We start from the raw sequence: 10,683 nt of genomic DNA on the forward strand, positions 1-10,683 counted from the left end.
TCGCCCGAGGGCTCAGGAGGCGTCGCGGAACACGTCCCGTCTCTCCGACAGCCGCTCGAAACCGGCCGACCGGTAGGTGGCGACGCCGCCGGTGTTGGAGCTCGGGCAGCCCACGATCACGCTGGAGGCCCCCGACTCCTGGAGCGCGCGGGCCGCGGCGACCGTGACGGCCCGGCCGTATCCGTGCCCGCGGTGCGCCCGGTGCACGCCCATCGGCTCGATCAGCCCCGGCCTGCCCTCGCCCGCCTGCCACACCGCCACGGCCGCCACCGCCGTGCCCCGCTCGTCGCGGACGAGCAGGCACCGCGCGCCCGCGTACGGCGCACCCGCCGCCATCGCGTGCCAGCGCTCCTCGGTGAAGGTCGAGCCGTCGAACGACGCCCGCAGCACCGCGGCCCACTCGTGCGCCCGCTCCGGCCCGGCCGCCTCGACGCGGACGCCGGGATCCGGCACGGGGGCGCCGAGGTCGCGCCGGAGCAGCGTCCACGGCTCGCCGATCGCCCAGCCGTCCTTGAGCAACAGGTCCTGGACCAGCGCGCCCTCTGGGGCCTCGATGTACACCCGGCCCTCGGGCAGCACGCCGCGATCGGGCGCCGACACGTCCCCGGCCATCCGCCGGGCCAGCTCCTCGTCCCGTGACGCGTGCGGGGCGAACGCCAGCCGCAGCAGGTCCGCGCCGTCCAGCAGCCCGACCGCCACGACCTTCCCTGCGCGGCTCCAGGTGCGGGTGGCCGCCGCCGTCCGGGCCGCGCCGAACCGCCAGAACCATCCCAGGTCGCCCGGATGCACCTGCACGGGCTCCGCGTCGTGCTGCCACTCCCCCAGCGTCCGCGCCACGTCACCGAGGCCGTCGATCCCGGGCCGGCCCATCTCGATCGTCATCCCCCGATCACACACCACCCCGCCGGCCCGCCGCACCCGGTTTTCCCGCCGCTCGGGCGGCCGGGCACGAGCGGCGGTGACGCGTCAGGCGACGTCGGGGTGGATGCGGAAGCGGTCCCAGACCCGGTGCAGGGCGAGCAGGGCCAGCACGTCGCGCAGCACCCCCTCGCCGTCCTGCCCGGTGACGACGCCCGGCGCCTGCGCGTGGACGCCCGCCGCCTGCAGCGCCTGCTCGGCCGTGCCCCAGCCGCCCAGTGCCTTGGCGTGCCGGTACGCCTCGCCGACCAGGAGCAGCACGCGCGGGTCCACCGGGGTCCCGCCGTCGCCGGCCTTGGCGTCGCGGGCTCCGTACGCGTCGTCGCCCGGCGCCGGCGCCCCGGCCAGCAGCACCGCGTCGAACTCGACGGAACGGGCCGTGGCGAAGGTGCGCTGGACGGCCAGCGTGCCGCCCAGCATGCCGCCCTTGGGCGCGATGACGAGCGGGGTCATGCCGCCGTCGAGCACGGCCTGGCGGACGGCGTCCACCACGCCCAGGTCGCTGGTCTCGTCCGCCACGATGCCGATGACCCGGCCGTCCAGCGGCCACTGGCGGCCGACCTGCGACAGCGCCGGGCTCGGCGGCGGGTCGGCGAGCGCCACGGTGGGCTCGGGCGCGGGCAGTCCGAGGCCGTCGGCGACCTGCCGGCACAGGACCGGGTCGATGTTGGCCAGCACCCGCAGCTGGCGCTCCTTGACCGCCTGCTCGTAACACTTGCCCAGCTCGAAGGTGTAGGCGCTGATGAGGTGCTCGCGCTCGATCGGCGACAGGCTCAGCCAGAACAGCCGCGGCTGGCTGTAGTGGTCGGAGAACGTCGCGGGCGCCTCGCGCACCTTGCGTCCGGCCACCTCCAGCGGCACCTCGACGAAGGCGCCCTGCCCGGCCCCGGCCTGGAACGGGCAGCCGCCGTCCAGGGAGTTGGGCCGGTACGGCGCCACCCCCCGGTGGACCGCCGTCTGGTGGAACCCGTCGCGCAGCATGTCGTTGACCGGCGCGTGCGGCCGGTTGATGGGGATCTGCGCGAAGTTGGGCCCGCCCAGCCGGGTGATCTGCGTGTCGAGGTAGGAGAACAGCCGCGCCGCCAGCAGCGGGTCGTCGGTGATGTCGACGCCCGGCACGAGGTGCCCGACGTGGAAGGCGACCTGCTCGGTCTCGGCGAAGAAGTTCGACGGGTTGGCGTTGAGCGTCATCAGGCCGACCGGATGGACGGGGGCCAGCTCCTCGGGCACGATCTTGGTCGGGTCCAGCAGGTCGATACCCTCGAACATCTGCTCCGGCGTGTCCGGGAAGACCTGGATGCCCAGCTCCCACTGCGGGTGCGCGCCGGCCTCGATCGCGTCGGCGAGGTCGCGCCGGTGGAAGTCGGGATCGACGCCGCCCGCGATCTGGGCCTCCTCCCAGGTCAGGGAGTGCACGCCGAGCTTGGGCTTCCAGTGGAACTTGGCCAGCGTCGTCTCCCCCGCCGCGTTGACCAGGCGGAAGGTGTGCACGCCGAACCCTTCCATCATCCGGAACGAGCGCGGGATGCCCCGGTCGGACATGTTCCACATCGTGTGGAAGGTGGCCTCGGTGTGCAGGGAGACGAAGTCCCAGAACGTGTCGTGCGCGCTCTGCGCCTGCGGGATCTCCCGGTCCGGGTGCGGCTTGCCGGCGTGGATGACGTCGGGGAACTTGATGCCGTCCTGGATGAAGAAGACCGGGATGTTGTTGCCGACCAGGTCGAACACGCCCTCGGCGGTGTAGAACTTGGTGGCGAAGCCGCGGGTGTCGCGTACGGTGTCGGCCGAGCCGCGCGAGCCGAGCACGGTGGAGAAGCGTACGAAGACGTCGGTCCTGGCGTCCTCGGCGAGGAAGGCCGCCTTGGTGATGTTCGAGGCGGTGCCGTACGCCTGGAAGACGCCGTGGGCGGCGGCGCCGCGGGCGTGCACCACCCGCTCGGGGATGCGCTCGTGGTCGAAGTGCATGACCTTCTCGCGCAGGTGGTGGTCCTGCAGCAGCACCGGGCCGCGCGGCCCCGCCTTCAGCGAGTGGTCGGTGTCGCGCAGCCGCACCCCCTGGGCGGTGGTCAGGTACTCGCCGCCCTGCGCCACCTGGTCCGGCGACGCGCCGGTGGGCTGCCCGGTGGGCGAGACGGTGTCGGGCCCGCGCTGGTCGGGCTTGGGCGGCAGCGGGCCACGTGGTTCGGTCGGTTCCTCAAGCGTGGGCGGCACGCTGCCGGGCACCCCCGGGATCTCCGCCGGCTTCGGGGCGTCACGGTCGGTGACGGCGTCGACGACCTTGTCCACGGCGGACTTGAAAGGGTGCGAGTCGTTCATGCTTGATTCCTTAGAAAGGGCCACGACGAAGTGACCTGATGTGGCGCCTCCCTACCCATGCTCGGACATATCACGCGAATAGCCGCATTTCAGGACGGTTCAGGACCGCCGTTCCCGGGGCCCTCGAAGGGCAGCGGCAGGCGCAGGCCGACCTGTGCGTAGATCTCCAGCTGGTCGTAGTAGAGGCGCTGGCTGGAGACGAGCCCGTCGCGCAGGTCCCAGAACCAGCAGGCCCGTACGGTGATCTGGCGGCCGGTGGCGGCGAGCACCTCTCCCCCGACCGTCAGGTACGGGCCGGTGTGCGTCCCGGTGGCCGTCAGCTCGGTGGCGATCGTGTCCCCCACGGCGACGGTGTCCCACAGGGTGAAGCGCAGGTCGGGGAAGCCGTCCCAGATCTGGGTGAAGTAGGAGGCGATCTCCTCGGGATTGCCCGCCTCCATCTCGGGGCTCACCACGACCGCGTCCGGCGCGTAACACCGCAGCACCGCCTCGACGTCGTGGACGTTGGCGGCGCCGAGCAGCCGGTCCACGATGTCGTTCGTCGCCGGCGGCACCTCTTCCATGACAGGGACCGTACCCATGGCGAGCCAGCGCACGGCCAAACGGTCGTCAGCGGCGGCTCATGGATGGGTGGCCGCTCGCACGGCCGCGGGGGGCCGGAGGGCGCCCAGCTCGCCGAGAAGGTCGCGGATGAGCGCGGAGCCGGTCAGCTCGCGGGTGGTCACGTAGCCCACCCGGCGGCGCGGGGCGCCCTCGCCGAGTTCGGCCATGGCGACCCTGGCCGGGGCGTCCACCGTGGACAGCCGGGGCACGATCGCGGCGCCCAGCCCGTGGCCGACCATCGACATGACGACCCCGTCGTCCTCGACCGTGAGGTCGCCGGGCGGGATCCACTCCTGCGCGGCCAGCCAGCGCCGGGTCTCGCCGGAGCAGTTCTCGTGCCAGTCGATCATGGGAAGCGACCGCGGGTCCGGATGCCCCAGCGGGTGGGCCAGCACGTACGGCTCCTCGTACAGCTCCTCGCAGACCAGGCCGTCCACGTACACCGGCAGGGAGACGACGCCCACGTCGGCCCGGCCGTCGGCCACCTCGCCCGCGATGCCCCGGCCCAGGTCCGGCACGATGCGCACGTCGACGGTGACCTTGGGGTGCCGTTGCCCGAAGCGGACCAGCACGCGCGGCAGCAGGTGGAAGGCGGCGCTGCGGAAGGCGGCCAGCCGGATCGTCCCGGTGGCCTCGCCGAGGCCGGCGGTGCGCGTGTCGGCCCGCATGACCTCCATGAGCCGCAGGATATGCCGCGCGTGCCCGACCGCGGCCTCCCCCGCCGGGGTGGCCCGGGCGCCGGCCCGTCCCCGCTGGAACAGGACGGCTCCCATCTTCCGTTCGGCGGCGCGCAGGGCGTGCGAGACCGCCGACTGGGTCAGCCCCAGCCGTACGCCGGCCGCCGACACACTGCCTTCGCCGTCGACGGCGACCAGGACGCGGAGCTCCGCCGCGGTGAGATCGTCCACGGCACGGCAACGTATGAAAGGTCTTCATGCATTCCGCGTCAACCAGAAACGGCACCTCCTGGCTGGGCTTTCGCGATCCCCCTAGCGTCTGGGGCATGAGAGTGATGCGTGCGGAACGACTTGGCGGACCCGACGTGCTGACCCTGGCCGAGGTGCCCGATCCGGTGCCGGGCCCGGGCCAGACCCTGGTGGAGGTCGAGGCCGCCGGGCTCAACTTCGCCGACATCGAGCGGCTGCGCGGGTCGTACCTGCCGCCGGAGCTGCCGTTCGTGCCGGGCGGCGAGGTGGTGGGCCGGACGGCGGAGGGCCGCCGGGTGCTCGCCTTCGCCGAGCGGGCCTACGCCACGAAGGCGCTGGTGAAGGAGGCGGTGGAGATCCCCGAGGAGCTGCCCGCCGGCGCCGCGCTGGCGCTGCTGGTGCAGGGCCTGACCGCGTGGCATCTGGTCCGTACGGCGGCGCGGGTCGCGCCCGGGGAGAGCGTGGTGGTCAACGCCGCCGCGGGCGGGGTGGGTCACCTGGCGGTGCAGCTGGCGAAGGAGGCCGGGGCCGGGCGGGTGATCGGCGCGGCGTCCACGGCGGACAAGCGGGAGCTGGTGCTGAGCCTCGGCGCGGACGCCGCCGTCGACAGCGCCCCGGACGGCTACACCGGCCGCCTGGTCGAGGCCAACCGCGGCGCCCCGGTGGACGTGGTGCTCGACGCGGTGGGCGAGCCGCTGCTGGAGGCGGCGCTGCACGCCCTGGCCCCCTTCGGACGCCTGATCACGTACGGGGCCTCGGGCGGCCTCGATCCCCGGCCGATCGACCCGGGGCTGCTCGGCGAGCGCAACATCGCGGTGGGCGGCTACTGGCTGGGCGCGCACCTGCGCCTGCCCGGCAGCACCGCCGCCGCGCCCTTGGCCGACCTGATCGAGCTCACCGCCGCCGGACGCCTGCGTCCCATGACCGGCGGCGAGTACGACCTCGCGCAGGCCGGCCAGGCCCTGGCGGACCTCGCGGCCCGCCGTACCGTCGGGAAGGTCATCCTGCGCAACCGCTGAGACGGCCCGGCCCCGGCGGGGGCCGGGGCCGGGCTGGTCGGTTTCAGCTAGGCGATCAGCAGGCGCAGGCCGAGCTCGGCCTCGTCGAGGCCGGCCAGGTCCCGGTTGCGTTCGGCCCACCGGCCGGAGGCGAGGTCGTCACCCAGGTCGCGCACCACGCGCCGCTCGGTGTCCGCGCCGAGCCTGGACCAGACCGACATCCCGCGCCGGACGTTCTCCTCCAGGTACGCCTCCGGCCGCCGCCAGAAGGCCTCGAAGAAGCCGTCGGCGCAGTCCCACGGTATGGGCACCGGTTCCAGGCGGGCTCCGACGGCGTCGGCCAGCTCGGTCACCGGCGGCCGGCCGGCCACGAGGTCCATGACCTCGGGCAGGTAGTCGCGCGAGAGCCAGAACCGGTCGCGCCAGCCGGCGGCACTGGTGTCGTGCGTGAACACCACCACGCGGCGGGCGACCCGCCGCATCTCGCGCAGCCCCGCGATCACGTCCGGCCAGTGGTGGACGGACGAGACGGCCATCGCCGCGTCGAAGGCCAGGTCGTCGAACGGCAGGCGCTCGGCGGCCCCCGCCAGGCACGGCGCCGCCCCGGGAGGGCGCTGCGAACGCATGAGCGCCGACGGCTCCACCGCGAGGACGTACCGGCCGGACGGCTCGTAGGAGCCGGTGCCCGCGCCGACGTTCAGCACGGTCCGGGCGTCGCCGAGCGCGGCCCAGATCCGTTCGGCGATGCGCGGATCGGTGCGCCGCGTCGCGGTGTAGGCGGTTCCGATGGTGTCGTACAGCGGCGCGCCGGACATCGGCACTTCCCTTCTGGCCGTCGTCCCCGGCCTTGTGATCACTGTTGCCCGGATCGAGCGGCGTGTGAAGGCCCCTTCGTGGCCGTGACGGTCACAACCGCCGGACGCGCAGCACGGCGGTCAGCATGGGAAGGGTGAACTCGCCCTCGGCGGTCTCGGGACGGCTCGCGAGGTAGGCGCGGATGCGAGCGAGGCGCGCCGTTCGTTCCTGTTCGGGCATGACCAGCATCCCCGCCCTGGTGGCGAGCGTCTCGACGAGGGAGTCGGCGGTGCGGCGCTGCCCGTGCGGGAACTCCGCCTGCTCCGGCGACCCGAACCGGGCGGGCGCCCCCGTCCTGGGCAGGTGCATCCCGGCCGTCTCGGCGCGCCAGCGGGCGGGCGTGTCCCGCGGGCCGACGGCCTCGTCCCCGCTGACCCGGGCGAGCCCGGCGACCCAGTCGATCCCGTCGTCGAGGACGTTCCACAGACCGGCCAGGACGCCGCCCGGCGCGAGGACCCGGGCGATCTCGGGGCCCGCGACGGCCATGTCGAACCAGTGCATCGCGTTGCCGGCCAGCACCACGTCGACGGAGGCGTCCGGCAGCGGTATCGCCTCGGCGCTGCCCGGCAGGGCGCGGACGTCCGGCAGCGCGCGGCGCAGCTCGGCCAGCATCTCCGGGTCGGGCTCGACCGCGACGACCTCGACGCCCGTCCCGGCCGGTGTCCCGGTCAGGGGCCCGGTCAGCATCCCGGTCAGTGTCGCCGTCAGCTTGCCGGTGCCGGCGCCGAGGTCGAGCACCCGCCGCCCCGGTGCGCCCTCCAGCGCCCAGGCCGCCGCGGCGTGCGCGTAGTCGGGGCGGTGCTCGGCGTACGCGGCCGCCGCGGCTCCGAATGACGAGCTGTGACGTAGCCGTTCGTCCTGCTGCACGCGATCTCTCCTCCCACCCCGCCCGGCCGGACCGGGCCGTGGGTCACCCGCATCCTAAGATCGCCGCCGTCTCCGCGAGCGCGTGCGCGGCGGCGGATCTAGGACAGATCTAGGACCCCGCGGGGTCGGTGGTGCCGGTGTAGGCCGGGACGGGCAGCGGGCGGTCGAGGAGGAAGGCGCCGATCAGGCCGCGGTAGAGGTCGGGACGGCCGTTGGCGATCGAGTGGCCGGCGCCGGGGACGTACACCAGGGTCGAGTCCGGCAGAGTGTGCCGGTAGTCGTAGGTGACCTCCCACTTCAGGTAGTCGCACTGCCCGCGCATGATGAGCACCGGCACCCGTACCCGGCGCAACCGGGGCCGCGGGTCGGGGAGGGCGGCGGCGTCCTCGGCGGTGACCTGGTTGCTGTAGAAGCCGGGCGGGTTCCCGTGCACGGGGGCGGGTTCGGCGCCCGCGCAGCCGGTGGCGTCCTTGGCCACGAGCAGCAGCGCGCGCATCCGGGCGTCGGCCTCGGCGTCGGGGACCAGCGCCCGCGCCGCGGCCGGGTTCACCCCCAGGAGCAGCGACTGGACCAGCATCCGCGGGGAGCTCGTCAGCGCGTCGGCCCTGGCCTGGAGGGGGGCGGGCAGGCCGTCCCACGGGCTGCCGACGCCGCCGGGGAAGGCGGGCTCCCAGATGGCGCCCGGCGAGGTGAGCACGGCCTTGGCGACCCGGTCGGGGTGGGCGGCGAGGTAGGCGGCCGACAGGGTGCCGCCCCACGACCTGCCGACCAGGATGAGTTTCGGGACGCCGAGCGCCTGGCGGACGGCCTCCAGGTCGGCGACGTGCCGGGCGACCGTGTAACCGGCCGGGTCGGCCAGCCGGGTCGAGCGGCCCGCGCCGAGCTGGTCGTAGGCGTAGACGTCGAACCCGGCGGCGGCCAGGTCCTCGCTGCCCTCCGGCAGACCCTCGCCGGGCGTTCCCGGCCCGCCGTGCAGGAAGATCACGGGTGGGCGGTCCGCCGTACCGGACCCGGCGAGCTTGACGTAGGCGAGGCGGGAGCCCGTCGGGAGCTGCCAGAACGCGACCCCGGGAGGCGTCGCGGCGGGCGGCGGGACGGGAAAGGGACGGAAGGCCGCCAGCCCGGCGAGGGCGGCGAGGGCCACGGTGTTGACCACCACGTAGGGAAGGACCAGCCGGGGCAGCCCCAGCATCCGCAGCGCGGGACGTCCGAGCAGCCCGCTGACGGCGGCGACGGCGAGCACCCCCGCCCCCGCGAACAGCGGCACGGCGGCCGTCACGGCCGCCACGAGCAGGAAGGCCAGAGTCCCGGCGGCGACCGCGGCGATCTCGGCGCCCACCAGCAGGATCGCGCCTGACACACGTTTCATACGGCACAACGTTAGGAAGGCGGGCGCCGCCTCTCCTCCTGCCCGCGATCGAACCTGACCCCCGCCCGGCGGCGGGGGTCAGCCGGCCCCGGGACGGATCAGGCCCGACTCGTAGGCGTGGATGGTCGCGTGCAGCCGGTCGCGCACCCCGAGCTTGGCCAGGATCGCCGCCACGTGATCCTTGACCGTGGCCGGGCTGAGCGCCAGGACGGCGGCGATCTCGGCGTTGGACAGCCCGCGCGCGACGTGCCCCAGCACCTCGCGCTCGCGGGAGGTGAGCCCGTCGGCCCGCGCGGGCGGGCCGGGGTCGGCCGCCGCGGCGAAACGTTCGAGCAGCCGCCGGGTGATCACCGGGTCGAGCAGCGCGTCGCCGCGCGCGATCACCCGCACCGCGTCGACGACCCGGGCGGGCTCGGCGTCCTTGAGCAGGAACCCGGACGCGCCCGCGCGCAGCGCCCCGAACACGTACTCCTCCAGCCCGAACGTCGTCAGCACGACGATCCTGGCGCCGGGGGTGCCGGCGGTGATGCGGGCGGTGGCGGCGAGCCCGTCGAGGCCGGGCATCCGGACGTCCATGAGCACCACGTCCGGCCGCAGCTCGGCGGCGAGCGCCACGGCGGACTCCCCGTCGGCGGCCTGCCCGACCACGTCGAGGTCGGGTTCGGCGGCCAGCACCGCGGCGATCCCGGCCCGGACCACCGCCTGGTCGTCCACGACGATCACCCTGATCATCTGGGCAACCATACCCGCACGTCGTCGCGGCCGCCGGTGGCCAGCGCGCCGCCGTACCCGTCGGCCAGGGCGTGCAGCCGCCGCCGGGCGCGGCGGGCCGCCGTCCCCTCGACCAGGACGCCCTCGGGGAGGTAGGACACGGTGATCCGCTCCCCGCCCAGTTCCTCGACGGCCCTGAAGACGCCCACCTCCAGCTCGGGGGCCAGCCCGCCGAAGTCGCCGACGTGGCGCACGCCCGCCTGCCGCCGCGCGGCCAGCACCTCCAGCCCGGCGAGCGTCGGCGGCGGGCCGTCGGCTCCGGCGGGGCGGCGCAGCTCGTCCAGCAGCCGCCGGAGGGTGTCGATCCCGGCGCGGGCGGCGTCGAGGACCGCCTGGAGGTCGCCCTTCCCGGCCGCCGCGACGACGGCGTCCGCGTGCCGGACCGCCGTGCCGCGCAGGCCCTCGGCGATCCGCTCGCGTTCGCCGCGGGCCACGTCCGCCAGCCGGCCTCGGAGCAGGTCGCGCTCGGCCGTCTCCGCCGCCCGCCGCCGCGCCCTCGCCCCCCCGACCAGGACGCCGGCCGCCCACGCCGGGGCCGACAGCAGCGCCACGGCCGCCGCGAGCACCGCCCACACGGCCGTCCGGTTCCCGGAGATGCCCGGGCCCAGCGCCAGCGCGAGGCCGCCCACCAGGCCGACGGCGACGATCGCGAGCACGCCCTTGCGCCTGGGGTGGTGGGCGCCGAAGGCGTAGAGCTGGGCCAGTTCCACCCACCACGCCCAGAGGAACAGGTCGCCCGCGGGGGTCGGGGTCCAGCCCGCCATCGCCACCGGATAGATCGACAACATCGCGGCCAGGCTCCACCCGGGCCGCCGCACCCGCCACCACAGGGGCAGGGCGTGCAGGACGAAGAGCGGGCCGAGCACGAGGAAGTCCCGCGGCGCCGGAGTGCCTCCCGGCAGCAGGCTCGCCCCCATCGTCAACGCGACGGCCAGCCCGGCCAGCGCCGCGTCCCACGCCCGCCGCCCGCGCCACCACGCCCCGCGGAGCGGGGCCGGGCCGGCGGGGGCCGGGCCGATGGGGGCCGGGCCGATGGGGGCCGGGCCGGTGGGGGCCGGGC

Annotated in this window: 9 protein-coding genes and 1 pseudogene; 1 reads left to right on the forward strand and 9 read right to left on the reverse strand. The window is 75.2% G+C overall.

The window, feature by feature from the left end:
- Positions 1-12: 12 nt before the first annotated feature.
- The 4 genes from AB0J97_RS49760 to AB0J97_RS49775 form a co-directional block, all read right to left on the reverse strand.
- Positions 13-882, reverse strand: a complete 870-nt coding sequence (locus AB0J97_RS49760; RefSeq protein WP_364103941.1) for a GNAT family N-acetyltransferase — start codon at positions 880-882, stop codon at positions 13-15.
- 84 nt (positions 883-966) lie between these two features.
- The gene (locus tag AB0J97_RS49765) at positions 967-3,234 is read right to left on the reverse strand and encodes a catalase (RefSeq protein ID WP_364103944.1); all 2,268 of its coding nucleotides are present in this window, start codon (positions 3,232-3,234) and stop codon (positions 967-969) included.
- 89 nt (positions 3,235-3,323) lie between these two features.
- Positions 3,324-3,797 (reverse strand): nuclear transport factor 2 family protein, encoded by a 474-nt coding sequence (locus tag AB0J97_RS49770; protein ID WP_357708546.1) that lies wholly within the window; start codon positions 3,795-3,797, stop codon positions 3,324-3,326.
- A gap of 57 nt (positions 3,798-3,854) precedes the next feature.
- The gene (locus AB0J97_RS49775) at positions 3,855-4,745 is read right to left on the reverse strand and encodes a LysR family transcriptional regulator (protein ID WP_364103947.1); all 891 of its coding nucleotides are present in this window, start codon (positions 4,743-4,745) and stop codon (positions 3,855-3,857) included.
- Between the two features lie 95 nt (positions 4,746-4,840).
- Between AB0J97_RS49775 and AB0J97_RS49780 the strand changes: the two genes are divergently transcribed.
- Positions 4,841-5,782 (forward strand): zinc-binding dehydrogenase, encoded by a 942-nt coding sequence (locus tag AB0J97_RS49780; protein ID WP_364103950.1) that lies wholly within the window; start codon positions 4,841-4,843, stop codon positions 5,780-5,782.
- Between the two features lie 47 nt (positions 5,783-5,829).
- Here AB0J97_RS49780 and AB0J97_RS49785 read toward each other — a convergent pair whose 3' ends face one another.
- The 5 genes and pseudogenes from AB0J97_RS49785 to AB0J97_RS49805 all read right to left on the reverse strand — a co-directional run.
- Positions 5,830-6,576, reverse strand: coding sequence for a methyltransferase domain-containing protein (locus AB0J97_RS49785; RefSeq protein ID WP_364103953.1), 747 nt, complete (start codon positions 6,574-6,576; stop codon positions 5,830-5,832).
- A gap of 91 nt (positions 6,577-6,667) precedes the next feature.
- A complete protein-coding gene (locus AB0J97_RS49790) occupies positions 6,668-7,483 on the reverse strand; it encodes a class I SAM-dependent methyltransferase (protein WP_357708556.1) in 816 nt (271 codons plus the stop codon).
- A gap of 109 nt (positions 7,484-7,592) precedes the next feature.
- Complete coding sequence (locus tag AB0J97_RS49795) at positions 7,593-8,852, reverse strand: alpha/beta hydrolase (protein ID WP_364103957.1); 1,260 nt, start codon at positions 8,850-8,852, stop codon at positions 7,593-7,595.
- Between the two features lie 78 nt (positions 8,853-8,930).
- Entirely contained in the window at positions 8,931-9,584 is a 654-nt protein-coding gene (locus AB0J97_RS49800) for a response regulator transcription factor (protein ID WP_357708560.1), read from the reverse strand.
- Positions 9,581-10,683 (reverse strand): annotated as a pseudogene (locus tag AB0J97_RS49805) (hypothetical protein); the annotation flags it as partial. The pseudogene AB0J97_RS49805 and the gene AB0J97_RS49800, both read right to left, overlap by 4 nt.

Source organism: Nonomuraea sp. NPDC049607 (assembly GCF_040675375.1).
GTDB lineage: Bacteria > Actinomycetota > Actinomycetes > Streptosporangiales > Streptosporangiaceae > Nonomuraea.

Bases quoted from the DNA above. Each gene is read 5' to 3' on its own strand.
- AB0J97_RS49785 (WP_364103953.1), bottom strand. From the start codon at position 6,576: ATGTCCGGCGCGCCGCTGTACGACACCATCGGAACCGCCTACACCGCG.
- AB0J97_RS49780 (WP_364103950.1), top strand. From the start codon at position 4,841: ATGAGAGTGATGCGTGCGGAACGACTTGGCGGACCCGACGTGCTGACC.
- AB0J97_RS49765 (WP_364103944.1), bottom strand. From the start codon at position 3,234: ATGAACGACTCGCACCCTTTCAAGTCCGCCGTGGACAAGGTCGTCGAC.
- AB0J97_RS49770 (WP_357708546.1), bottom strand. From the start codon at position 3,797: ATGGAAGAGGTGCCGCCGGCGACGAACGACATCGTGGACCGGCTGCTC.
- AB0J97_RS49795 (WP_364103957.1), bottom strand. From the start codon at position 8,852: ATGAAACGTGTGTCAGGCGCGATCCTGCTGGTGGGCGCCGAGATCGCC.
- AB0J97_RS49800 (WP_357708560.1), bottom strand. From the start codon at position 9,584: ATGATCAGGGTGATCGTCGTGGACGACCAGGCGGTGGTCCGGGCCGGG.
- AB0J97_RS49760 (WP_364103941.1), bottom strand. From the start codon at position 882: ATGACGATCGAGATGGGCCGGCCCGGGATCGACGGCCTCGGTGACGTG.